Source organism: Rhodococcus sp. 06-470-2 (genome assembly GCF_002258235.1).
Lineage (GTDB): Bacteria > Actinomycetota > Actinomycetes > Mycobacteriales > Mycobacteriaceae > Rhodococcoides.
Map to the genome: position 1 here is coordinate 127,324 of NZ_NOYB01000024.1, position 24,756 is coordinate 152,079.

The 24,756-nt window shown below is 60.1% G+C and carries 21 protein-coding genes and 1 pseudogene; 6 read left to right on the forward strand and 16 right to left on the reverse strand.

The genetic code is table 11. The features are described from left to right. Positions 1-9 precede the first annotated feature (9 nt). Positions 10-888: an NAD(P)-dependent oxidoreductase gene (locus CH276_RS13170; RefSeq protein WP_094630769.1), complete on the forward strand. Its 879-nt coding sequence runs from the start codon at positions 10-12 to the stop codon at positions 886-888. A gap of 3 nt (positions 889-891) precedes the next feature. Here CH276_RS13170 and CH276_RS13175 read toward each other — a convergent pair whose 3' ends face one another. Genes CH276_RS13175 through CH276_RS13190 form a run of 4 tightly spaced genes read right to left on the reverse strand, consistent with a single transcriptional unit; the run spans position 892 to position 4,904 of the window. Continuing rightward, positions 892-2,025 carry a serine hydrolase domain-containing protein gene (locus CH276_RS13175; protein WP_094630768.1) on the reverse strand — a complete coding sequence of 378 codons (1,134 nt, stop codon included), beginning with the start codon at positions 2,023-2,025 and terminating at the stop codon, positions 892-894. After that, positions 2,015-2,656 carry a TetR/AcrR family transcriptional regulator gene (locus tag CH276_RS13180; RefSeq protein WP_094630767.1) on the reverse strand — a complete coding sequence of 214 codons (642 nt, stop codon included), beginning with the start codon at positions 2,654-2,656 and terminating at the stop codon, positions 2,015-2,017. Before CH276_RS13180 ends, CH276_RS13175 begins: the two co-directional genes overlap by 11 nt. After that, positions 2,653-4,215: a class I adenylate-forming enzyme family protein gene (locus CH276_RS13185; protein WP_094630766.1), complete on the reverse strand. Its 1,563-nt coding sequence runs from the start codon at positions 4,213-4,215 to the stop codon at positions 2,653-2,655. The genes CH276_RS13180 and CH276_RS13185 overlap by 4 nt, the downstream gene beginning before the upstream one ends. A gap of 26 nt (positions 4,216-4,241) precedes the next feature. Next, a complete protein-coding gene (locus CH276_RS13190; RefSeq protein ID WP_094630765.1) occupies positions 4,242-4,904 on the reverse strand; it encodes a nitroreductase family protein in 663 nt (220 codons plus the stop codon). A 183-nt stretch (positions 4,905-5,087) separates the two neighbouring features. Here CH276_RS13190 and CH276_RS13195 point away from each other — a divergent pair, with 183 nt between their 5' ends. Further along, a complete protein-coding gene (locus CH276_RS13195; protein WP_176459240.1) occupies positions 5,088-7,013 on the forward strand; it encodes a flavin-containing monooxygenase in 1,926 nt (641 codons plus the stop codon). Here CH276_RS13195 and CH276_RS13200 read toward each other — a convergent pair whose 3' ends face one another. Both CH276_RS13200 and CH276_RS13205 read right to left on the reverse strand, forming a co-directional pair. Next, the gene (locus tag CH276_RS13200; protein ID WP_141214704.1) at positions 7,014-7,667 is read right to left on the reverse strand and encodes a hypothetical protein; all 654 of its coding nucleotides are present in this window, start codon (positions 7,665-7,667) and stop codon (positions 7,014-7,016) included. A 14-nt stretch (positions 7,668-7,681) separates the two neighbouring features. Further along, positions 7,682-8,329, reverse strand: coding sequence for a hypothetical protein (locus tag CH276_RS13205; protein ID WP_254924231.1), 648 nt, complete (start codon positions 8,327-8,329; stop codon positions 7,682-7,684). Between the two features lie 289 nt (positions 8,330-8,618). On the opposite strand from CH276_RS13205, the gene CH276_RS13210 reads away from it, so the two are divergent. Both CH276_RS13210 and CH276_RS13215 read left to right on the forward strand, forming a co-directional pair. Beyond that, positions 8,619-9,143 carry a hypothetical protein gene (locus CH276_RS13210; protein ID WP_235387036.1) on the forward strand — a complete coding sequence of 175 codons (525 nt, stop codon included), beginning with the start codon at positions 8,619-8,621 and terminating at the stop codon, positions 9,141-9,143. Positions 9,144-9,166: 23 nt separating this feature from the next. After that, a complete protein-coding gene (locus CH276_RS13215) occupies positions 9,167-9,682 on the forward strand; it encodes a hypothetical protein (RefSeq protein ID WP_094630763.1) in 516 nt (171 codons plus the stop codon). A 19-nt stretch (positions 9,683-9,701) separates the two neighbouring features. Here the strand turns inward: CH276_RS13215 and CH276_RS13220 are convergent, their stop codons facing one another. From CH276_RS13220 to CH276_RS13230, 3 genes are all read right to left on the reverse strand, one after another. Then, entirely contained in the window at positions 9,702-10,175 is a 474-nt protein-coding gene (locus CH276_RS13220; protein WP_094630762.1) for an ArsR/SmtB family transcription factor, read from the reverse strand. Further along, positions 10,172-11,278 (reverse strand): serine hydrolase, encoded by a 1,107-nt coding sequence (locus CH276_RS13225; protein WP_094630761.1) that lies wholly within the window; start codon positions 11,276-11,278, stop codon positions 10,172-10,174. Before CH276_RS13225 ends, CH276_RS13220 begins: the two co-directional genes overlap by 4 nt. A gap of 99 nt (positions 11,279-11,377) precedes the next feature. Beyond that, positions 11,378-12,151, reverse strand: a complete 774-nt coding sequence (locus tag CH276_RS13230; RefSeq protein WP_094630862.1) for an 8-oxoguanine DNA glycosylase OGG fold protein — start codon at positions 12,149-12,151, stop codon at positions 11,378-11,380. Between the two features lie 1,244 nt (positions 12,152-13,395). Between CH276_RS13230 and CH276_RS13240 the strand changes: the two genes are divergently transcribed. After that, on the forward strand, positions 13,396-14,226 hold the full coding sequence (locus CH276_RS13240) for a hypothetical protein (protein WP_094630760.1): 831 nt from the start codon (positions 13,396-13,398) through the stop codon (positions 14,224-14,226). A 998-nt stretch (positions 14,227-15,224) separates the two neighbouring features. On the opposite strand, the gene CH276_RS13245 is transcribed toward CH276_RS13240, so the two are convergent. The 5 genes and pseudogenes from CH276_RS13245 to CH276_RS13265 form a co-directional block, all read right to left on the reverse strand. After that, positions 15,225-16,076, reverse strand: a complete 852-nt coding sequence (locus CH276_RS13245) for a hypothetical protein (protein WP_176459241.1) — start codon at positions 16,074-16,076, stop codon at positions 15,225-15,227. Further along, positions 16,073-17,221: a DNA cytosine methyltransferase gene (locus CH276_RS13250; protein ID WP_094630759.1), complete on the reverse strand. Its 1,149-nt coding sequence runs from the start codon at positions 17,219-17,221 to the stop codon at positions 16,073-16,075. Before CH276_RS13250 ends, CH276_RS13245 begins: the two co-directional genes overlap by 4 nt. Positions 17,222-17,897: 676 nt before the next feature. After that, a pseudogene (locus CH276_RS29365) lies at positions 17,898-18,388 on the reverse strand (ATP-binding protein); the annotation flags it as partial. Positions 18,389-18,631: 243 nt separating this feature from the next. Continuing rightward, the gene (locus tag CH276_RS13260; RefSeq protein ID WP_094630758.1) at positions 18,632-21,139 is read right to left on the reverse strand and encodes a reverse transcriptase domain-containing protein; all 2,508 of its coding nucleotides are present in this window, start codon (positions 21,137-21,139) and stop codon (positions 18,632-18,634) included. Between the two features lie 1,098 nt (positions 21,140-22,237). After that, a complete protein-coding gene (locus tag CH276_RS13265; protein WP_217901397.1) occupies positions 22,238-22,930 on the reverse strand; it encodes an SDR family oxidoreductase in 693 nt (230 codons plus the stop codon). 90 nt (positions 22,931-23,020) lie between these two features. Between CH276_RS13265 and CH276_RS13270 the strand changes: the two genes are divergently transcribed. Further along, a complete protein-coding gene (locus CH276_RS13270) occupies positions 23,021-23,854 on the forward strand; it encodes a LysR family transcriptional regulator (protein ID WP_094630857.1) in 834 nt (277 codons plus the stop codon). 39 nt (positions 23,855-23,893) lie between these two features. Here CH276_RS13270 and CH276_RS13275 read toward each other — a convergent pair whose 3' ends face one another. Both CH276_RS13275 and CH276_RS28500 read right to left on the reverse strand, forming a co-directional pair. Beyond that, on the reverse strand, positions 23,894-24,163 hold the full coding sequence (locus tag CH276_RS13275; protein WP_254924229.1) for an ABC transporter permease subunit: 270 nt from the start codon (positions 24,161-24,163) through the stop codon (positions 23,894-23,896). 83 nt (positions 24,164-24,246) lie between these two features. Next, positions 24,247-24,402: a hypothetical protein gene (locus CH276_RS28500; RefSeq protein ID WP_176459243.1), complete on the reverse strand. Its 156-nt coding sequence runs from the start codon at positions 24,400-24,402 to the stop codon at positions 24,247-24,249. Between the last annotated feature and the right edge of the window lie 354 nt (positions 24,403-24,756).

The window sequence follows — 24,756 nt, forward strand, 5'->3', positions numbered from 1 at the left end:
GGAGAAACAATGCACATCGGATTCGCCGGAGTCGGCCGCATGGGCACCCACATGGTGCGCCGCCTCCTCGAGGCGGGCCACACGGTCACCGCCTACGACATCTACCTGACGCCGGAAACCGCGCCGGCCGAACTGGTCGATCGGGGAATGACGATCACCACGACCCCCGCCGACCTGGCCCGCGCCGAGATCTCCTTCAGCATGTTGCCCGATGCGGCAGCGACCGAGGAGGTGCTGTTCGGTGAGCACGGAATCGCCACGGCCGGCGCGTCGCAACACCTCCATGTGGTCATGGGAACGGTCGGCCCGACGGCCGTGCGCGAATTCGCCGAGCGCGCAGCAGGTTCGGGCACCGCGGTGGTCGACGCCCCGGTCTCGGGCAGCGTGAGCCTGGCCGAGACCGGGCAGATCACCACCATGGTCGGGTGCGACGACGAACAGTTCACCTACCTGAAGCCGATCCTCGAGGCGGTGACGCGCGCTCAGTTCCACACCGGTCCGGCCGGTACCGCCTCAGTGGCCAAGCTTGCGGTCAATTCGGTTCTGGCAGCACTGAATCAGGCTGTCGCCGAGGCGTTGATTCTCGGTGAGTCGGCAGGTTTGGCCCCGTCCGCCCTGTACGAGGTGCTGGGCTCGAGTGCGGTGGCTGCGCCGTACGTCGGCTACAAGAAGGAGCACTTTCTCGATCCGGACGCCGCGGGTGTGGCATTTCCGTTGTCGCTCTTGCACAAAGACGTGGGCCTCGGACTTGCATTGGCCCGCGATCATGCCCTCGATCTGCCCCAGGCCACGACCGTCGGAAACGTTCTCGACCGGGCGCTGGATTCCGGAATCGGGGCGAAGGACATGGCCGCAGTGCTCGAATTCCTGAAGCCCGCCGAATCCTGACCGTCAGTCGAGGGCGGCGTAGACCGCGCGCACGTACTGCTCGGCTCGGTCGGAGCCGATGATGCCCGGACCCATGCGGTTCATCACGTAGGAGATGGTCAGCTTCGAGTCCGGGTGCAGAACGGTCAGCGATCCTCCCCAGCCGCCCCAGAAGCAGACCTTGCCGTCGGGGATGTAGCGCATCGATTCGGGCTGTGGCAGAGCGAAACCCAGGCCGAAGCGCAACGGAATGCCCAGGGCCAGATCGACCCCGTTGGATTGCTCCTCGAAGATCGTGTCGATCGTCTCCGAGCTCAGCAGTCGTACGCCGTCCACGGTCCCGCCTCGGGAGATGACGGACAGGATTCTCGCGACCGATCGGGCATTGCCGTGCCCGTTCAGTGCGCCCATGTCCGCGGCGCGCCACGCCGCGGTGTTCGCCGACGAGGCCTGCACCAACGGACCGAGAAAGGTCCTGCGACGCACCAACGTCGGGTCGGGCACGCCATCATCGGTCGGCGGTGGTGGCGGTACGACATCGGCGATCCGATCCCAGTCGGACTCGGCGGCACCGATCTGGAAATCGGCACCGAGAGGGCCGGCGATCTCGTCGGCCACGAACTGCCGCAACGATGTTCCGGTGACGCGGCGGACGACTTCTCCGATCAGGTGGCCCTGGCTGGCCGCGTGATAACCCGAGGTGGTCCGCGAATCCCACCACGGCGCCTGCGCCGCCAGCCGCGAGGTGGAGAGTTCCCAGTCGTAGAGGTCCTCTTCGCTGAACGGTCGGTCCCAGCCCGAGACCCCGGAGGTGTGCGACAACAGGTTCCGGATCGCGATGTCGTCCTTACCTGCGGCCGCGAACTCGGGCCAGTACGACGATACCGGCGCATCGGGATCGACCAACCCACGGTCGATCAGCATCAATGCCGCCAGGCACGTCACCATCTTGCTGGTCGACCACACGTTGGTGATGGTGTCCGACTCCCACGGCAGGCGACGTTCGGTGTCGCGGTAGCCGCCCCACAGGTCGACGGCGGTGTGGCCGTCGATGTCGACCACGATCGATGCGCCCAGTTCGGCGCCGCTGTCGACGTTGGCGCTCAACGCGTCACGTACCGCCGTGAAGCCTGCGTCGCAGTGACCGTCAATCCTCATGTCGTGCACCGAGAACGCGGTGGACCGCCAGTTCGACGTACCCGTCGGCGACGTCCTCGATGCTCAGCTCGCCGCCGTCGTGGAACCAGTTGCTGATGCCGTTGAGCATGTCGGTCAGGGCGAACGATGCCAATCGCGCGTCCGGGACGGTGAATTCGCCACTGCGCATTCCGGCGGTGATCACGTCGCGGACGCGTCGTTGGTACTGGCGGCGGTAGTCCTCGATGACGGTGCGGTGCTCAGGGGTGAGTGAGGCCAACTCGTGCAGGCCGACGATGTACTCCACCCGTCGCCGGTTCAGATGCACCAGGTGCGCACGCACCAGAGACGACAGGCGTTCGGTAGGGGTTCCGGCCGCGTCGAGCAGCGGCAGGTTCTCCTCGGCCGGTTCCTGCGTGACCGTCAGACAGATCGCGAAGAGGATGTCTTCCTTGGACGGGAAGTGGTGGTAGAGGCTGGCACCCTTGATGCCGACGGCGTCGGCGATATCGCGCATCCCCACGTTCGAGTAGCCCTCACGCGCAAAGATATTGGCGGCGTTGGCTACGATGTCGTCTCGTCGTTGGCGAGTGCGTTGCTGTCGGGGGAGAGCGGTGACCTCGGCCGGTTGCGTCGAATCGGGCTGAGTCATACGGTCTCCTCGACCGCCGCCAACAGTCGCAGTTCACGCTTGAGGATCTTGCCCTGCGGGTCGACGGGCAGTTCGGCAACGATGTGTACCGACTTCGGGGCCTTGTACGACGCCAACTCGGTGCGGCAGTACTCGATGATCGCGGCCGGGTCGGCGGTCACTCCGTCGCGTGCGATGACGAAGGCGGTGACGGCCTCGGACCAGTACGGGTCGGGTACTCCGACGACGGCGGCGCGCAGCACGTCCGGGTGCGTGTGGATGGTGCGTTCCACTTCCTGCGACGACACGTTCATCCCTCCCGACTTGATCATGTCCTTCATCCGATCGTAGAAGAACAGGTTGCCGTCGGCGTCGATGCGCACCATGTCGCCGGTGTGTACCCACCCGTCCCGGAACACCTCGGCGGTGCGTTCGGGGTCCTTGAAGTAGCCGAGCATCACCGACGGAGTGCGGCAGAGCAATTCACCGATCTCGCTCTCGGTGCCCGCAGGGTCGACCACCTTGATCTCGAGGTGGGTGACGGGCTTGCCGATCCACGACGCGTCGCCGTCGGGGATGTCGTCGAGGGTGGAGAACCAGCCGACCGAGCCGAGCTGCGAGAGTTCCGACTGTCCCCAGTAGGTACCCCAGATGGCCTCGGGGGCGGCGGCGGCCCAGGCGCTGATCGTGTGTGGCGACACCTGGCCACCGTAGGTGAGGCAGCGTCTGACCTGGCTCACGGTCTCGGGGCCGAACTGCGCATCTCGGGCCAGGGCCAGGTAGAACGTCGGCGTCTGGGCGATGACGGAGATCTTCTCGGCGGCGATGATGCGCAGGGATTGCGCCGGGTCGACTGTCGCAGGCAGAACGAGCGTGGCACCCATCAGCGTGAGGGTTGTCATCGAGCCAAGTCCGGCGATGGTGTGGAACGGCATGACGAACAGCCAGGTGTCCTCCGGCCCGGTACGCAGGCCCCAGCTCCATGCGGGCGCGGTAGAGATGAGGAAATTGCGGTGCGGGATCATCACGCCCTTGGGGGCTGCCTCGGTTCCCGAGGTGTAGATGACCATCGCAACGTCGTTCTCGTCCATCTCGACGTCCGGCTCGGTGGACGGGGTGTTCGCCGTCAGTGTCTCGTATTCGGACCCGAATGTCACCAGGGTGGTGGCGTCGGGCTTCACCGAGGAGATGATCTCGGCATAGGCCGGATCGGCCACCACCACAGTCGGTTCCGCATGTTCGAGCTGGTGCTTCACCTCTGCCGCGCGGTACATCACGTTGATGCCGGTGAAGGCTGCTCCGACTTTGAGCGTGCCGTAGTACGCGACCACCACGTCGACGCTGTTGCGAGCCATAGAAGCGACGCGGTCGCCCGTGGTCACTCCGAGATCGACCAGCAGGTTGGCGAACCGGTTTGCACGAGAATCGAGTTCGCCGTAGGTGGTGACCTCGCGGGTGCCGTCCGCCGCGTAGCTGATGAATGCGACCTTGTTCGGCTGAGTCCGCGCATGGCGACGCAGCTGATCGCCGATGGTGGCGCGGCCGATGGGGGAGCGGTGGTGGATGGCGGTACCGGGCACGGCGGAATCCTTCAGGTGGAGGGGTTTCAGAGAGCAGGCGAGAGGGCAGCGGTGTCGAACATCGGCTGCGAGAACGTCTCTGCCGCAACGATCTGCTCCACCGGATCGCGAGTGAGTTTGCGCGGGAACGACTTCTCCGGATACCCGACGGCGATGTGCGCGGCGGTGATGTAGTCGTCCGGGATGCCGAGCAGTTCGCGGATGGCCGGTTCTTCGTGGCACAGCAACGTCGTCACCGCGGTCGCGACGCCCTGATCGCGCAGGCTCAGGCACAGGTTCTGCACGGTGGGGTAGATGGATGCGCCGCCGACGACGGAGAGTCGGCCGAGTTCGTGGTCGGTGGGGTGCAGTCCGTCCAGAGCGGCGCAGACCACCACGATGGCGGGCACCTCGGCGAGGTGGCGGGCGAAGTAATCGGCGTCCTGCACGGTCTTGGGCAATGCGCCGACGGCGACGGTTCCGCCGGTGATGCCGGCGAAGTAGGCGTCCCACATCGGGAGGTAGAGGTCGGCGAGGGCCTGCTTGCGGGCGGCGTCGCGCACGACGATCCACCGCACGGGCTGACGGTTGCCGCCCTGCGGGCCGAAGCGGGCGACGTCGAACGCGGCCTTGAAGACCTCGTCGGGAACAGGATCGCTGAGGTACCGCCTGCAGGTGCCGGTGGTGCGCATCGCCTCGGTGAGTTCCATGGGTGTTTCCCTTCGCCTGTCCGCTGTTAGGTAGTGCCTTGAAGCATTGTGTGGCGTGTGCCACATTGTCAAGGGTCAAGATCCTGTGAATACCAAGATTGCGAAACCCTTGCGCAGATTTACCTAACCGTGGTTAGTTGAGCTGTCGGAGTCGGATGGAGCAGCGCGCAGCAGGAGGTACCGGTGTCCACAGACGCAGCAACGGCAGCGGAAACCGTGGGTGGGGTTGATCGGGACCGGCTCTCGCGGGCTCTCACTGCGGCCAACCTGCCCACGCTGGTGGCGGTGCTCTATCAGTTGACCGGCGATCGCACGTGGCTCGCCGATCCGTATCGCCCCACGCGCAGTCGGGGCATGGACGACAACGACAGGGGCGGATTCGACGACGCAGTAGCCGACCGCATCCGTGCCGCGGCCCTCGACGCAATCTGCGCCTTCCACGAGGGTGCGCCCATGGCGGTGCCCTCGCCCGACTCGGAGCACCTCGTCGAGATGATCAGCCTGGCCGTCGGCGAACAGGTGCCTCCCGAGTTCGGGGTCATGGTTGCCGAGGACATGGGCTTCGTAGCCGCGGACACTCCGGTGGCCGCGCCGAACGATCTGTCGGTCATCGTGATCGGTGCCGGTGTCTCCGGGATGCTCGCTGCCATCAAGCTGCACGAGGCGGGCATCAGTCACACAGTGCTGGAGAAGAACTCCGACGTCGGCGGTGGATGGTTCGAGAACACCTACCCCGGTGCGGGCGTCGACACCCCGAGTCACCTGTACTCCTACTCCTTCGCGCCGCGGGCCTGGAGCACGCACTTCGGCAAGCGCGACGAGGTGTGGGAGTACCTCAGCGACGTGGCGTCCGAACACGATCTGCGGCAACGCATTCGGTTCGACACCGAGGTGTCGACTGCCGAGTACGACGCGCAGAGGCAGGGCTGGACCGTCACGACGGTCGACGGCGACACTCTGACCGCAGACGTGGTGATCACCGCTACCGGTCAGCTCAATCGGCCGAAGATGCCGAATATCCCCGGCCTGGAGTCGTTCGACGGCCCGATCTTCCACACGGCGAACTGGCCGGCCGATCTGGATCTGACCGGTAAGCGCGTCGCCATCGTCGGTACCGGGGCCAGCGCCATGCAGGTGCTGCCGGCCATCGCGTCGACGGTGGGGCATGCGACGGTCTTCCAGCGTTCGCCTCAGTGGGTTGCGTCGAGCGACGTTTATTTCACCGAGATGAGCGACGACGCCAACTACCTGATGGATGTCGTTCCGTTGTATCGCCTGTGGTACCGAACGCGGTTGGCCTGGAATTTCAACGATCGCGTGCACAGCTCGCTGCAGGTCGATCCCGAGTGGGAGCATCCGGCGCGCTCGATCAACCCGGTGAACGACGCGCATCGACGCGTGTTCACCCGCTACATCGAAGCCGAGCTCGAGGGCAGACCAGATCTGATCGAGAAATCGCTGCCCGATTACCCGCCCTTCGGCAAGCGGATGTTGCTCGACAACGGTTGGTACGCCGCGCTCAAGCGCGACAATGTCACCCTCATCGCCGACGCCGTCTCGTCCATCACCACCAACTCGGTTGTGGCACGCGATGGTTCGGAGACCGAGGTGGACGTAGTGATCCTCGCGACGGGCTTCGAGACCCACAAGCTGTTGACGCCGATCGACGTGCGTGGGCGATCGGGTGAGTCCATTCGCGATATCTGGGGCCCCGAGGATGCGCACGCGTACCTCGGCATCACTGTTCCCGACTTCCCGAACTTCTTCCTCACCTGCGGCCCCGGAACCGTACTTGGCCACGGGGGCAGCTACATCACCATCGCCGAATGCCAGGTGCGCTACATCGTCGATGTGTTGATCGACATGGTGGACAAGCGAATCGGAGCCATCGAGTGCAAGGCCGACGTGGAAGCGGAGTACGTCCGGAAGCACGACGAGGCGCACGCCAAGATGATCTGGTCGCACGGCGGCATGGACAACTGGTACCGCAACGACGCCGGACGCGTGGTCTCGACGTTGCCGTGGCGCATCGTCGACTACTGGGAGATGACGCGGCGGGCCGATCTGAACGACTTCGTCACGGAGCCTCGACGGGATGAGGCTCGCTGATCAGTTGGACGTCGCCTGCTGCATCGAGAGTACGAATCCGTGGCCGTCGCCCGCGTCGCAGATCATCGCTTCGACGCGGGAGAAGCACGTGAAGCCGTTGAACGTGATGGATGTGTTGTACTCCAACGCTTTCTGACCCTCGGCTCCGAACACCCCCTGGTTGAAACACGTGGGGGTGACGTGTCCCGGGTCGAGGTAGAAGCCCTTCGACAGCATGTCGACGCTGAAGGTGGTGTTCGGTGCGCAATCGTTGCCTGCGCCATCGGGTACCGGCGCATCGGATGCCTGGCAGCCGGAGGAGAACGGGCCCGATCCGATCTTGCAATACACGTTGCCGGACGGGGACTTCCACGCAACTTGATTGTCGGGCACCGAGTAGCTAGCCGGGTCCACCGGTGTGATGGGCGCGGTGTTGTTCGCGGGATTGCCTGCCGTCGGTTCCGTACCGGTCGCCGAGGGCGTGTCCGTCGATTCGTCGGCACCATCGGTGCTCGACGGCGCTGCGATGGTCACCTGTGGTGGCGTGGGCATCTGTGCGGTGACGCTGGTGCTCTGGGTCGGCGCGGCAGCCGGGGTGTCCTCGCCGCCACAGGCCGTCAGCGCGAAAGCGGTCAGTGATGCGGCGGCAGCGAGGAGGGCGGTTCTGCGGAACACTCGGAGCTCCTTCATCAGAACGCGATGTTGACGTCGCGGGAGATCATGAAGCCTCGGTCGCCGTCGTAGCAGGTGATGCCCGCTTCGGTGGAGCGACAGAAATTGCCGGTGACTCCGATGACCTGACCGTATTGGAGAACCTGGGTGTCGCCGTTGTTCGGATCGCCGACGAAGATGCCCTGATTGGTGCAGATCTGTTCGACTGTGCCGTCTTGGTTGATCTGCACCCCGTAGGTGTTGTTCGCCGTGTTCGCGCATTCTCGGCCGGTGTTGCCCGGTACCGAGTAGCGGACCTGGCAGCCCACGATGGTCCCGGGAGCGTTGAACGAATTGAATGCGCAGAATACATTTCCGCTGGGGGATTGGAAGAAGTACTGGCCGCCGGGCTGCTCGTAGTCGCGCGCATCGACGTTGACGTCGTCGCGGTTCGGGGCGGGCGGTACTGCTGGTGTGTCCGCAGCGGTGGGTACGGCTTGTACCGGGGTGACTATGTCGGGAGCCTGTGCGATTCCGCCTGCGTCGCTACCACCGTCGGATTCGGTGGACCCGTTTGCCGACGGAGCAGCCGCTGCGCTGGTGGCAGGCGTGGGTGGGTTGCTCGCTGGCTCGTCGGAGCCGCAGGCCGTGGATGCGAGAGCAGTAGCGGCGATCAACGCGCTCATGGCCACGATATTTCGGACTTGCCTCATTCGATGGTCCTCACCGGTGGCTGCGGAGTGCGTCACCTCTGATCAGTGAATCGAACGGGCCAAGTGGTCTGTTAACGTCAGTCGTGTCACGACCCCATCACGAATCGGTATACGGGTGGTCCTTTTGTCGCTGTGACTGCGAGGGTGGGTTCGGTAAAGACTCAAGAACCACTTGATGTTTCAGGTTCAACCTGGAGTTCGTGGTGCGAGGCCACAAACGGTCCGGTATGTCGTTGTGCGACATGATCGAAAGGCGTGCTGTATGCGAAAGACATTGCGGCGAGCGGTCGTATCGATCGCACTCGTAGTTCCCCTGATGCTCGGCATCGGTACGGGAACGGCCGTGGCAGCTCCGCAGACCACGCTGCTCCAGATTCCGGTGGTCACCGGCTTCCAGATCGCACCCGGTGCCGTGCCCGGCGGGTTGTTCCAGACCATTCCGATGAAGGCCACGGTCGGTACCGAGCCTGGAGTTCTGCTGCTGTCGGCGGCGAACATCGCGCCGTACGCGGACCAGTACCCGTACCGGAGCCTCGGTGTGAGCTGGCGAAACTGGGACATCGGATTCCGCGGAAACGTGGGACTGCGGCATTGGCAGGAAGACCCCAACCCGGGCCCGCCCAATGACCTGCCACCGCTGCAAGGTGAGCAGCTACCACTCGAAGTCGCGCTGCCTACAGGCCGGGGGTGGGTCGAGATCACGGTGACCCACTACCGCGATTACTACTACGGCGAGCCCTACGCCGACACGCTGATCCCGGGCAAAGGCCTGATCTACGTGCCCTGATTGTCCACCCGAAAGGAAACTCGATGAGGACATCGATCCGATGCGGAGTCGCCGCCCTGGCGCTGTGCGTCCCCCTGGTCTTCGGCACGGCCGCCGGAACCGCAACCGCTGCTCCGCAGGAGTCGGTACTTCAAGTACCTGTCGTCACCGGGCCGGAATTCGTCCCTGCGGGCGTCCCCGGCGGGCTGATCCAAACAATTCCGATTCGCGCGGTGGTCGGCGAGAAGCCGGGTGAGGTGCGTTTCTCGGCCGCCGACATCCGGCCGTACTACTACCAGTTCAACTACCGGCACCTGACGGTCAATTGGCGCAACCTGTCCACCGGTGAGGCGGGTTCCGCAGGTCTGCGGCACTGGAACGACGAGATCGATCGGACGCAGCCGGCCAATCAGGGTGGTCCGCAGGCCTACCGCCTGCCGACCGAGGTGACCGCTCGGACGGGTGCAGGTCCGGTCTTCGTGACCGTCACCCACGACCGCGAGAATCCCGATGCGTCGAACGCACTCATCCCCGGATTGGGAGTGTTGTTCGTACCCTGACGCGCGGGGCTGTAGGCGGTCAGGTACCCAGGTCGCCCGCGATATCCGCGGCCGCGAGCATCGAAACCAGCAGCGGCACAACTCGTTTGGCGGCGATTCGATAGTCGCCGCGACCCTGCTGCTCGACGATGTTCGCCGAACTGAGCGTCTTGAGGTGGTGATAGATCTGACCGGACGAGCCGAGTCCCACTGCTGCGAGGAGTTCTGCAGCATTCGCCGGGCCGCGCAGCAGTGTTCGCACGATCTGCAACCGCACCGGATGTCCCAGAGCAGCAAGTACTTCCGATGCGGAGGGAACCGGCAGTTCCACGATGGCGTCGGGGGAGTAGCCGATGTCCCAGCGGACCGTGCCGTGCAGATGCACGTCGCCTTGGTAGGCGATCATGCCTCCTGTTGTCTCCCTGGCCTCTGGCTGTTCGGGAGCGTCGCGTCGTTCCAGTTCGGCGACGCGGGCTTCCAGCTCTGCGAGTCTCGACTCGAACTCTGTGCTCACACCACGCAGGCTATCCGGTCGAGAACCTCGGGCGAGAGCATCGCCTCGACGATGAGTTGTTGCTGTACGCCGAATAGGGTCATGGCCTGCTCGAACCTGTCGGCCGGAAGCCCGTCGGTGAGCCACACGGCCGTCGCCACCGTTCCATCGTTGCGGCGTAGTTCGAATCCCTGGGTCAGCACACCGGGGAGGCTGCCACCTTTGAACCCGATACCGCGGACGCTGTCGCCGGCAGGTTGCCATTCCAGTTGGCGCAGAATGGTGTCGGATGCCGCGCCGTAGGTCCCGTCCGTGAAGGCGCGATACATTCCGTTCAGTTCTTCGGCCGAACCGCCGCGGAAACTGCTCTCGACCCTGGATACCTGGTCCTCGTAGGTCGGCAGTTGCACGGACGCCTCGGCCTGGGCCCGGAACTGCGGGTCGAATGCCCACTTCTGAGCGGTCTCCCAGGTATCTGCATCGGCGAGTTCAGGATCGAAGATCGAGAGCATGTCTGCCACCATGCTCGGTGCCTCGAAGTTCTCCCAACCTCCTGCGGCTGCGGCGTCGACGAGTGCTTGATCGCCGAGTCGGTAGCGGAGGTAGTCGGGAACCGAGTTGTCGCTCTCCTGGATCATGGCCGAGACCATGTCGTCGATACGGACCGTCGCGTTGGGGTCGGTTGCGTTCGTGCCGGCGTTCGCAATACCCAACCGGGTCAGGGCCTTCGGATGTGCGTTGGCGTCGGTGCCGGGCACGTACCACCGCTCCCAATCCGAGAGGGCAACTTGCTCGTTGGGGTCGATGGTGCCGTTCGCGACTGCCTGCGCGTACGCGGCGAGATGCACCACCTTGATTGCGGAGGCGAGTACCTGCTGCTGGTCGGCCCGATGTTCGACGGTTCTGCCGCGACCGTCGTCGATGACGAGGCTGACGGTGTCGGGCGCTTGATCGATCAGCCCGATCCACCCGTCCTCGGTCGCGAGGTCGGTGGACGTGACAGGAGCGCAGTTCTCCGGCGTCGGGGTAGTGGTGGTCGCTGCAGTTGCGTCGGTGTCGGTGGCGCATCCGCCCACCAACAGCGCAGCTGCACAAGCTGTCGAGATCCAGGTCGAGCGTCGCATCGAAGTCTCCGATCTGTTATTCCGTAATTCCGGAATAACCATAGAACCGAGAGTCCGACGCCGCAAGAGCTGAACAGGATTTGCTCGTGAACTGGCTGCTCAGAACAACGTAGGCGCGGTGTAGCGACCGTGTCGTGCTTCGTTCAATCGGGCGCTCCAGCGCTGCACGAGCCACATTTCGACGAGCTCGGGGTTGGTGCCGATGTCGGTGGCCCATGCGGTGATGAGTTCGACGTAGCGGTCGTAGCGGCGACGAGTGAATCCGGTGACGGACGGGTCTTCGAGCCACCCTTCGTGAATGAGGGTCGACACTCCGTATTGGTCGATCAGCTGCGCCGGGCCGCCGTAGACCGACGCCTTCACCGCCCACAGGAACGTGGCCATCAGGGACATTCCGACGCCGGGCGCATCGGGCCAGCCCGACCAGGTCGAGCTCGGATGGTCGGGCACTGCGCGGTTGCGGACACAGCTGTCGAGGACAGCGAGAGTCTTCGCGACGGGATTCTCGTCGGGACGGCTGAGGTGCGGGTTGATGACATCCGGGAATCGCCGCATCGCTCTGCGGTGTCGGTGGCTGCCTTGCCACGCCGCGCAGAGGAACAGCAAGCCGAGCGAATCATGTTCGCCTTCAGCCAGATCGGTGCAGATTCGAAGATCGTTGCGCTGAACAGTGGCACCGCCGTACTCGACGATTTCTCCGTCGAGGTTGCGCCCGCGCAGCCGTAGATCATGACCTGCCCGGTCGAGGTGGCCGTTCCACCAATCCAGGTCCACCTCCACACCGTCGTCGAGGACGTGCAGGTCGTAGCTGCGGTGCTGACACCACTGCACACAGGCCGTGGGCGGCGGGAACCCCTCGTCGAGTCGTGACATACCGCCATCGAAGCATCGGGTACCGACACATTCGGTGGCGTTTTCGATGTCCCTGCGAACTGTCAGTCCCATATGGAACTGTGGGGTCTGGTTAGCCATCAGAACGAACAGGGGAGTGCCGGTGCCCGTTGCCGACAATGCTGTCGACAGGCCACTCGTCGACATAAGTGTCCTCGTTGGGGACGGTGCTGTCCCCACTCAGCGCCTCCATCGCGCAGGTTAGTCACTATTTACCCGTCGAGAAAAAGATGCTTGGCGCGGGTGTCGGCCTCCAAACCGCCCCTTTCGGCTAGACGGGCTTGGAATGCACCTGTGCTTATGTCCGCCTATCCAAGCACTAACACCGGGGGTGTCTTCGCAGTACGGCCGCCGACGGCTCCGCACCGTTGAGCCACGTGCGGTCCCATCGCCAGGCGAAGCCATGTTCAAAGCGCAGCTGCGTTCAGAAACGCGGTGTTCACCTATAGACGATTAGCCAGATCAACCGGGGTGCCGATTGTTGTCAGTGGTCGCACGTATGCTGAACGGTGCCAGGCCTCAGCCGTACGGGGTGCGGTTGACCACAGAGGGAATGAACTATGGAACGTAGCCAGGGCGTACTTACGGACGTTTGGAAACTCGTCTCAGCGCTGGATGCGGCTAGCGCAGTTTGGGCTGCGGATTTTCGTAGGCGTTAAGAGCTGTCTTGAGCGTGATAGTCCAAGGGAAGGTGCCGTGCTGACGAGTTTGCTGAGAGTGCTACTGACTTTCAACGCTACATCACTACTGATCATCGTATATCAGATTAAAGCACCCTTCTTGCTTTCCGACGTTTTCGGGATCCGTCGATATCTGTTGAACGTCGGTCTGCTATCCGTACCGGTGCTACTGACTGGACTCAGCATCTTGGTTGTCCACCGGCTCGGTAAAGACTCCTTTTCTGAAGGGCAGATCCAATCAATCGGGCATGCAAACAACTCGTTTCTACCGAGTTACCTTGGATATTTCTTTGTCGCGCTAAGTGTTCCAAATCTTGAGACTCTTGTCTTTGTATACGGAATACTCTTTGTCTTCACTTTCCTTTCCCAAGCGCTGTACTTTAATCCCTTCTTTCTTTTCTATGGTTTCAAGTTCTACAACGCAACCACGGCCAAGGGTACTGTTATATTCCTCATCAGCAAGAAAAATTATAGGATACCGACCGAAATCGCGATCGGAGAGGCGTGCCGCATCAACGGCTACACGCTCTTGGAGAAGGGGTAAGCATGGATCAGGTGTATGCACGACTCAAGCGGCTGAGAAGGGCCCCCTTTCGGAGGGTCATATCGGGGACGAAGCTCTTCGATGTTGACGTGCCGGAATCAGGTTTTTGCGTCGAGTACGACCCGTCAACGCTACTCGACGACGACGAGTGGTTTAAGATTTCCGACTTCCGCGAGAGGGAATTTTTCCTAAACATTCTTGACGACAATGATTTAGTCTCGGCCGACATGGCGGAACTTGCGAAAAATCAATTCGGCAATATTTCATTTCTGATGTCAGTTCAGGACGAAAACTACTTTTTTCAAAGGGTTCGTCCGAGTGTGCTTCTGCGTAGAAAGTCAATAGTTTTCGGTGATGTGGCCTTCCTGGAAGAGCCGTCGAACAGGATAATTGTTAATCCATTGCCGGACGCAATTTTTGCCCCAGAATCAGACATTCTGCTGTTCCGTGACTTGGCTGCAGTTTCGCCCATTTTTCCGGGAATTGATGCTCTATACAGGCTAGCTACAGATGAGCAAGTTCAGGCTTTCCTCAACTCTGATTTTATAAATTCTAATATTCGACCTGCCGATGTCTCGAAGCCTAACCGTAAAAGGATTGCGCTTGCGATAGATTCGTTAGGTTTAATGTCATCGGCAGAGCAAAAGTCTGTACTTTCTTATATATCCGAATACAGTGAAGGGAAGCTCAGTTTGGATCCCAAGTCGGGTACCTTTAACGTTTCCAATGATGAGGAGCTGAAGATCTTAGTGTACGGAATCGAGCAGCGTTTCTATACTACTATGGTGGGAAAAGAAAAACGTCTTGCAAATTCGATAGTCAAAATTTCATGAAGCTGACTAGTTGGGGTCTGCGTGCATAAGATAGTTGCTGACGTCGGCTCGGAAAAGTTGAGGTCCGGGCCGGCTCGGCAGATGGTTTCCGTAACAGATATTGCGTATGGTACGAAATTAAGAAAAAGGTTGGACGGCGAGTGCAGCGATTCTAAAGTTGGAACTGGTTGATCTAGCTAATACCGCAGGAGCTTTGGATTAATAGATCCGGCCGCTGCGGGAGGGCATCGTCAGCTGTTCCTCGCATACTCAAGCGAATATTTGGTTCGTTGCTGTTAGCGCGAAGGCTGGTGGTGGGTGTCGGAGGATTGGCAAAGAGGTGGCATCGGTCAAGGATCGCGTATCTCGCAGCCTAGGGTCGTGCCTCGGGGAATACATCGTAAATGACCCCAACGAGCTTCTTAGCCATCTCAAGACTGAGTTGAATCGATTGGCTGCTCTTAGGAGCAGACCTTCGCTGGTCAGATCCAAAAGTACTTAGATGGAGTAGTCGGTGGCCTTCGCTGTCATCGACCACAGCAAAGTGGCAGTCAACCTTCGTCGTGTGAGGCTGAATCCGCTGCTTACCGGGCTCGATGGATCTGACACGGGCCATAGATTTGCCTTTCGTTCCGAGTCCCGATGGTTTGGTTTCGAATGAGACATTGTCTTGAGCCCACTATATGTGTTGTTGCGGTGCATATTGAACGCTGCATTAAAAGCCTTCGCCCCACAGCAGTAAGTCTGTGCAGCAATCGCCGGCGGTTGGCTCTCATTGTGGTGGTAGGAGGTGTGGACCGGTGGCGGAACGACTGAGGAGTGGTGAGACGAGCACTCGCATAGATTGCCAGGATGCGGACGTGTCGGAGATTCTATGAATTTTCTCTGCCCTGAGCACAAATCCTGCTTCACGAAGTTGCTGCACTGCGAGTTCGCGTAGAAGACCCTTCCAGCTATGTTCACGAGTAAGACTGGTTCCCGACCGAGGGGTTGGTACCGACTATTCTGTACTAGTAGCGTTAGACGTGCCTAAAGCTTGAGTCGTACGCCTGCGCGGCTCGGTTGATCATATTGGCGTAATGAAACTGGTTGCCCGGTTGCGGTGCAGGAGGTTCGGTTACCAGCGTGACCGGACTACCATCGTTCTTACAGTCCAGGACGATGATGCCGAGCGCGTCGAAGCCTCGTTGACCATCGTGCGAACCGGACCGCCGGTGGATCTCCTCGATCTTGGAGATCGTTCGTTCGGTGTCTTTGGGCTGATTATGGGTGCTTACGACACGGTGACCAGGGATCTTGTTCAGGTCGCTACTCACGAAAGTGTTCGCATGATTGATGATAGAGAGACCAACGGCAAGTGCATTATTGCTGTCGCCGTGAATTGTCTGAAAACTGGACGTAAGTTCGTCGTGCAGCCGTGGCAGAGCGCGAATGTGGGCGGTCATGGTCGCCTTGGCCTCTAGTGCAACGAGGACAACAGACCCGGCGACACCGATAGGGCTGGTGGGGAGTCCGTCGAGCTTAGTCTGCTCGGCTGCTGTCAGCCTTATTCCGAACTTGTCCGCCATGGTCCCCAGGTCGACGGTTTTCGCTCCTTCCTCCTCGCTGGTTCGCGCGACGACCAGATCGAGATTCTTAGTCCTGTTCGAGGTCCAATCGTTCAGTTTCCGATTGATTCCGAACGCAACTTTCCCCTCCGCGGCGTGTGCTCGCATCAGAGACGATGAGGTCAGGAGATCGAAGAGAACGGCCCAACAAGCAACCTTTGAGTGATGGTCGCTTCGTGAGTTGTACTGCCACCATTGGCCCTGCTTATCCTCGACATTGGGACCAGACAACGTGCGCGCGAGGATGTCTGGACCGAATGTCACGCTGTCATGCCCGTCGTCGTCATGGCGTCGAGGTGGTTTTCGACCTCGGCGAGGAAGTTCGGTGCAAACCGCAGTGAGCCAGCTTTCGCCCGCTTGAGAAAACCTGCCGTTGCACGTGGGGACAGTGGTGCAGAATCTTCCAGAAATTTCTCAATGGGGTCTAGTGGTTGAGCTTCCGGCCACAGTGATGTCACGCCACCAGCGATGAACGAGCCGGTTTTGTCACCCCATGCTGCTGTGGGCCAACGGCTAGTGACTTCAATATCGGCTTGTCCGTCATATGGTTGGTGGGACTCGATGAGTTGCTCGCCTACCCACTTCGACATCCTCGTGCTGACTGCGTTGCCGACCAACCTCCATCGGCTACCTGCACGAGCGCCAGCGTCGATCGCGGGGAGAGTCCAACCGACCGGAAAGCCCTGAAGCCTCTCGGCACCGTTGATTCCGAGCGTCACGATGCCGCGGCCCGGCAGCCAGACAGCGGGAGGGCTAGCAATGCCGACGGTCGATCCCGACTTGATGGTGGGCACTCCGTTAACGGCCCAGCCTAAACCGGTTCTGCCTTCGGTCCAATAGAAGCCGCAAGGGTCATCGGCGTTAAGGAGTTCTGTCGGCGGCTGCGCGTTTCCGCTGAACAGAACCGCCCGGGGATCTTCGCTACGGGAAGCGAGCATTACGACGCGATGCCGCCGTTGGGGTAGCCCAAAGGACCGAGCGTCGACTACGCGATACGCCCAACGGTAACCGAGTTCGGTCAACGTTTGTGTTAAGTGGTGCATCGCTGCGCCGCGGTCGAGTTGCAGCATAAACGGTACGTTTTCGAGCAGCAGCCATTTCGGCCCCTGCTTCCGTTTGATAAGGCGAAACACCTCGCCAACCAAACCAGAGCGCGAACCGGTAATGCCGGCGGTCCTACCGGCTTGTGAGAGGTCCTGGCAGGGGAAGCCCGCTGCGACCAGCTCGGTGCCCGTGGGGAGCGCACGCAACTTCCGAACGTCGGCCACCGTATCGACTCCGTCGAACTGCGAGTTCAGCACTTGCCTGGCCGCAGGATCAATCTCACACATGAGGGTCGTCGTGAATCCAGCCTGATTGAGACCGATCTCCAACCCGCCGATGCCCGCAAAAAGTCCTACTGTGTCCACGCGACCTCCACCTATGCCTTCTGAAGGACCGTACGGCAGAGGTCCGACATTTGCTTGTTGCCACGCGGCGATCGGCGTCAACCGGTGGTCTCTGCTCCTCCGGCCTGGGTGCTCGAACGTATGGTGGTCGTTGGAGCCGCCAAGTATTCAGCATGCGACGGGCAATCGAACGAGCCGCCCGACTTTCCGGCGACGGGCAATCACCGTCGAGCCGGGTCCGCTCACGGCCGGTTTCGTCGGGGGAACCTCTCGAAGTTCGAGACAGCGACAATGTTGAGCCCCTCGACACTGCCGGGTCCCGTAGAAATCCTTCGAATCCTATGTCAAGGGGTCCGAACCAAGGCATCACACCCCGGGGTCGGCCAAGATCACCGGTACTCATGCAGCCTGCTCGCGCCTGCTGGCGTACCGGAGCGCCCTCGGTGCTGGAAGGTCGATGCAGAATGTTCGATGGCCGTTCGTCCGTGAACTTGGCGACACCGACCAACAGACTCGGGACGTATTGGCACCAACTGAATCGCATCACGAACCGTCGCAGGTTTGATGCCGATTCGTCCTTTGTGAAATATAAAGAGCATGTAGCACCCGGACCGGAATTGGGCCTCAGTGCCAAGTTGTCGCTTGCCAGGGTGATGGGACCACCTGATTGCCAGAGGGTAGGGACCACCGTGGCGCGTTATTGAGGATGCTCGTTGTCGGTGGTGGCGTCAACTGGTCCGGGTCGGGTGCGTTGCCGGTAGGACGGTCCTCCGATGGCGAGGGTGTGCGCGGTCGAGGTCAGTCGGTCGATGGATGATTGGGCGAGGAGGGTGTCGGCGGTCATGGTCAGCCACTGCGACGGCTCCCGGGTGGAGGTGACGATGGTGGTTTTCTTGCGGTGGCGTTCGACGATGCGTTCGTAGAAGTCGCTGGTTTCGGCGGCGGCGAGTGGGCGCAGCGCGAAGTCGTCGATGATCAGTACGTCGATGGCGGTCAAGCGCCGGTTTTCGGCGTCGACGGTGTTCTCGAGTCGGCCGCGCGGCGCCGGGTGAACAGTTTGTCCGATCGCGCGAACAGGACACCGTGTCGTCTCCGGATGGCCATGTATCCCAATGCTGTTGCCATATGCGTCTTGTCGACTCCGACGGGGCCGAGGATGATCGCGGACTGCTGCGCGTCTAGGAAGCGTTGTCCGGGGCCGGTCAGCGGGCGGCAGCCAGGCCACATCAACTGAGAATCGAATGTCGAATGTGGAGCAGCGCTGTGTAACAGAAGACTCGCGCCCGATGGCATTATGGTGGTCTGCAGTGCGCCTCACCCTAGTCGGCAGCGGGATAATTTCATGCGGTGAAAGTTGGCTGACCAATTATATGATTGGTCAACGATTGTGTAATGGCTAAGACGCCAATGCAAGGGGTTCAGGCATACCGGTCAGCTCAGATCTGGAGGCAAAGCGGAGTAATCCTCAAGCTTGACATCGTCGGTTGCTTCGATAAATCCGCTATCAAGTGATGGCCGGCGCCCGCTTGCTCGGGCCACTACAACGGGCAGCAAATCGATGACTCGAGTTACCACGGTAGGGTCGCCCGAACCGTGAATTGAGGATGCGACAGCCCGTGCGCTTGCTGTTGGCCGCATAATCTGCGTGCCTGGGAACTGCCCAGTATTTACACATACCGTAATGCAGTAGTTATCGCGTGTCGTGGAAGACTGGATCGAATCAAAATACCGCCAATCGGTGTTCCATGACGAAACCGTAAGAATGTCTGTGTCTCGTCGGAAAGAATTTCGAACGGAGATATCGGCAAATTCGTAGCAAATGAGTGAAGAGAATTTCACGCCTCGCCAGTAGTACGGTCGAACATTGGTATTGCTGGGATTGTATATAACACGAGCTTTCTGAACAGCCGCTCTCTCGACCGGGCTCAAGTAAGCTTTGTCTCGCGGAGGTGGAACTAAGCAGGCCCGATGTCCGGCCCTGTCGACGACAGGGATTCCTGTCCATAGTCGGTTTTTATATTCGTTTCTCTGAATCATAGGTGCCTCGCCAGCGACTAGAACCATCTGTCCTTTTGCTGCCTTTGAGAAAACCCACGAAAGTTGGCTCTGTAGCACAGCCCACTCAGGTAGGACCGTAAAGTTCGCACGACGGTCAATGGATTGCTGCACTACTGCCCTGACTGCTTTTCGCGCGTCTCTTGCACTAGAGCTTAACGCAGAGGAATTTCCATCAATAATCCAACTTAATTGATTACCGCACACTTGGAGGCTGGGTATCGAAAATCGGATTTTATAAGCAGAGAGCATTGCAGGAGAATCGCTGGCTGTATCGAACGACCCCATTATCCGATTGCAACGTCTTCTTAGGTCAGCTATCATGCCCTTGTTTACTAGAGGTTGAGATGCGAGTGCTCGGAATACGGAATTTAGCCAATTTCTTCCCGTACCGCCAATCCACAGATGAACGGCAAGGCATGTTTCTTGCAGGGTAATGAATCGCATTGATCTTGATAGGTCTACTCGATTGATTGGTAGCGAAATTCGGTCAGTGGCCGCCTCATCCAACCAGTCGGAAAAGTTCCGAAGTGCTTCCTCTCCGAATAGCGCCCCTTCGTAGGAGGAGAATTCCGACAGTGGCATGGAAACCAGCGATGGAAGTACGAAGTTTGCAGCACGCGACAATCGAGCGCGGCTAACGATCGATTCAGCCGATTCATGAAAAGGACTTAGAAGTGGATTGAATTGGTAATCGCCAATCAAGCTCTCGATGTCTGTTACAGCAAGGGCTTCAATAAGCGCTTGCTCCCAGGATGCGCGGAGTCCGCGTTTAACCTCCTCTATGAACTGCGTATCCCTCTCTGACAGTCCGACTATCCCGCCAATACTCTCCACTAGCCGCTCTGAAATGGCACTCAAAAGCGCGTGAGAGCGAGTGTGTAAAGCACACGCGACTAGTTCCGTCCAGGTGCTGCGTAGTGCGAGGAGTGATCCGCGATCCAACTCTGTCAGAAGTGTTTCCAAGCTCGACTTTGTTTCGGGTGCATCCAGCCCCACCCGTACTTCCTCTGTCAAAGTATGGAGTTCCTGTTCCAGGTCGCGTGGCACGCGATCTCGTTTGAAGGGGGAGGTTAAAATAGTGCGTAGTCGGCCACCCCAGTCTGCGTCGGGCGATGAATCGCGAATTCTGTCAGAGAACTCGAACCGGAAATCGGCATTCGGTTCATCCAGTACGGACCAACGTCCGTAGGAAATTGAAGTCTTGCTCAGTCCGACATCAAATCTAGCCAGACTTGCTCCCTGCGGCGATGTCTGTAGACCGAAATCGTTTTCTGTATTTTTCTGTATTACGCCTATACGTTGTAAGAATTTCGCCGCACCCTCAAGTAGATTCGGAAGTGATTTTGTGAGAATTAAAATGTCGTCAGCGTACACGGCGACCTCAATTATCTCAGCACGATTCTTCAGTTCCTGGATTGCAATACCCATCGTAAGGTTGGCCAAAACTTTAGAGGAAGGCAACCCAATGGGTAACGGGACTTCACCGGGGGAGGATTCTTTGCGCGGATTCAGGTGCTTCATTTTCGATGAGTATTGCAAATGTAGAGCATCCAGTAAATTAGTCAAGACCCGGCCGGCAATGGATAGTCTTTGATTATTCTTGTTCTCTTTCATAAATCGGTCCATAATCTCAGATGGGGGTAAATTTACTGAATAGAAGAACGACTTCAAGTCTACTGTTGCCGCGGCGATAGTCTCATTTGGTAGTAACTGGCTTACTCTATTTGGAGTTTCTTGCCACGCCAAAAAGGCGCTTCTATCGTTTCCGAATATCTGAGAGCTTGTATGTGGGCTGTCTATGTAGGATCGGTGCAAGCGATATCCCATTATCTCAGGTGTCAGAAGAGGATCTAGTCGACGACCGACCTCTTGGCACCACATAAAGGAAATGAGCCATCAAATTTTAGGGACATCGGCGAAGGCGTGCACGCTCTCTACCCCCACTTCTGGAACTCCGTTTCGTAAGACTAACTGCAGGTCTCTCGGTAAGCAGCCGACTTTGATCTCTTCGAGTAGGTGCGCGCCGTCGGTTGACAATAGCCAGTCGTCTATCGTCGTCTCGCCGCGTAGGAGCGCTCGCAGCGAAAGTTCTTGTTCAAACGGAATAGTTTCTGCAGCTTGCTGCCTCAGGTATGGGTTGTCTCGGACGTGGAAGGCCGTCCGTCCCAGGTGGTGTAGCGAAGTGCTGATGAGCTCGTCCAGTTTGTTCACAGGTATATGTATAGCAGTTTGTGGACCTTGCGGGGTTGTAACCGACAACCATGTTGGAACGGAAACGTCCTAGCCGATCCTCACGGATCCCGACACAAGACAAAATTTGGAAGCACCCAACTCCACCCTCGCTTGCACTAGGTGCTATAAACAATATTTGGGGCGTGTAGATTCGACGGTAATTGAGCTCTTTCACACGGAAACGTAGTGCGAAAAGGAAGCAAATTCGGGCACGTGTTGTGCACCCCTACGCTGTCGTTACTGAGTACTCGTGTTCCGCCTGGGCTGAACTGCCTTTCGGTCGAACCGAATTGCTGCATTGGAGTTTTTACACCGAGATTTTAGATGTTTTGACCGCCTACGGTATTGACCGCTTCATGTCCATCGTCGTCAACAAGGTTGCTTTTACCGTAAGACTGAGTTGTCAAAATGGCACTCAGCGCCTACCAGCAATACGTAGCCCTCGTTCGTGCCGTTCCGGAGCGAAAAGGTCGAGCGACCAAAAATTGTTCGCCGACTTTTGCTCTACGTTGAATCTGGACCTACGGACTCAATGGGGCAACCTCGCAGGGAACTGCACCGTCCGCCATCAGTCTCCGATTCGGTGGCGGACTACCAGCAACGGAAGCGCTCGGCGGGTGTTGATGCTTGTTCGGTTTCGGCATTCACCTCGGAAGATCGGAGACGAGCGCGGGGTGTGTAGGAGGGGGCGGTCTACTACATTCCTCCTCGACACCGCCGGCGGTGGTCGGATCGGCACCGAGAGTCTCACCAGGCCACTGGTCCGGCGTCGTCGAAGAATCCGCCCCGCGGGCCGTCGTCGGGCAGGGTGGCGAGCCTGAGTGCGATGCGCGCACCCTCCTCCGGCGTGCGTGTGGATGCGAATCCGGTGAAATCCGTTGCTAAGTAGCCTGGGCAGCATGCATTCACGATCACTGCCGTGTCCGCGAGCTGTCGTGCGTACTGCACGGTCATCGCGTTCAGCATGGTCTTGGATGGAGCGTATGCCGCCATGATCGGTCCTGTCTGCAGTGCGAGCGAACCCATGTTGCTCGAGACATTGACAATGCGTGGCGAGGCAGACCGAAGAAGCGTCGGAAGTAGTGCGTTCGTCACTCTGATGACCCCGAATATGTTGGTGTCCAACGTAGTTCGCAGTACGTCGATATCCAGCGTCGTCGGATTCTGTTGGTCGCCGCCGGAGATGCCTGCGTTGTTCACCAGTATGTCGAGGTCGTCGATCGAGTTGGCGGCGGCGGCAACGCTGTCGCCGGAGGTGACATCGAGGGGGACTCGGAAGGCATCGATGCCCGCAGCACGGAGCTTGTCGACCGCGTCCTGTCGTCGTGCATCGTTGCGGGCCCCGACTCCTACTCTGATTCCCTGCATTCCGAGTCCGTGTGCGATAGCGAAGCCGATCCCTTTGTTGGCGCCGGTGATCAGCGCGGTCTTTGTCGTCATGCGATCCATGGTCGGCGTCGAGCGCAGGTGCGTCCAATACCGATCGACCAACCTGTGATACTCACTGGGTATCACAACTACGCTGTCGGAGTGGACGATCTCGAAACACGCGAACTCCGGTACTTCATCGCCGTTGCCGAGGAGCTGCACTTCGGACGCGCAGCGCAACGCTTGGGGATCGCCCAGCCACCACTCTCGCGAGCGATCAGCAGGATGGAGCGCCGACTCGGCGTCGTCCTCCTGGATCGGAATCGTCGCGGAGTCGCACTCACTGCTGCCGGTGCCGTGCTTCTGAGGGACGCTTTAACGGCGCTCGACGCGGTCGCAGCGGCAGCGCAGCGAGCTCGAGCCGCAGGTGCCAGAGTCAAGCTGGTGACCAAAGCCGGTGCGTCCCACGAGCTTTTACGGCGCGTTCTCGAAGCGCACCCCGCTGACGTGGATGTCATGTTGTGTGAAGTCGGTGAGCAGGCAGAATATCTGCGCCGCGGTGACGCGGACGTGGCGTTGATGCATCGCCCCGTCGATGACCTCATCGGGTTCGACTCCGAGGACCTCCTCACCGAGGGGCAGGTCGCTATCGTTCCGCGTGCTCACCCCTTGGCGTCGAAAGACGAACTGAGTATGGACGATATCCGTGACGTCCCGGATCTGCCGATGGCTCGGTGGCCACAGCTCGACGGAACTTATCCGAAGGGGCCCGGGCCTGAGGTGCGTGCTCAATCGCAGATCGCCCAACTGGTCGCGCTGGGTCAGGCGCTGCTGGTGATCCCAGCGTCGAGTCGGGCGTGGCAGTGGCCCGAGCACATGGCCGTACCTGTGTCCGATGCGCCGATGATCACGACGGTCATTGCGTGGCCGACAGGAGTCCGATCGCCAGCGGTATCGGCATTGGTCCGGTCGGCCGTCGGTGCTGCGTTCGAGTGACGGACCGCAGGCTTTTCGGCGTGCGCCGATCTACTGCGATCACCGACCGCCGTACTTCGAGGTGATGCGACTCTCCAACCACTGCAGCGCAATCGTGGGTGGCAGTGCCATCACCAGGATCAGCACAACCGTGCCCATGATGTTCTCCATGCGCACCAGGCTGACGTTGCGCAGGAGTTCGTATCCGATACCGCTGGACGACGAGAACATCTCGGCGAGAAGCAGACCCAGGAACGCCAAGCCGAAGGTCATCTGCATACCCGTCGCCAGCGCCGGGAGCACCGCGGGAATGACGATCTGACGGATCAACCTGGGCTGACATAGGAAAGTCCGAGCTCGGGTCCGGTCACGATGCTAGGCAGCGCGTACGGAAGCAGTGCCAATCGGAAGTACTACCACCGCACGAGCAGCAGTCTGCTGCCGAGTTTGGTAACGATCGGCGAGATCGCGTTGAAGCCGGTGCGTGCGTTCGACGCAACCACATCGAAGGCGAAGATGGTGGACAGAATTGCAATCGGAACCACGCCGGCACCGAACAACACCACCATGTTGGGGTTGGGCGCGACCGCCGGAACGGCCTATCGCACGTTGAGGTACGGCCAACATGCTGGGTCCAACACCTTCTATCGCCACTGAACATAAGCGGCGGTGCCAACGCATACAGAGCTGAGCACGATGGCGAGGACGATGACGCTCGGCGATCGACCCAACGTCGATCGCCGAAGAACTGCGGGTCGGTCAACAGGCTCAGCGCCGTCGAGATCACGTCGGGAACCGGAACTATGTCAAGCGAATGATCGTGAAGACGTGTCGCGGTTCGCGGCCGCAAGAAGTCGAGCACGGGTGCGAGGCGGTACGAGATACGAAAGATCGCACTGTTGACCTGGACTGGCCCGGGGGAA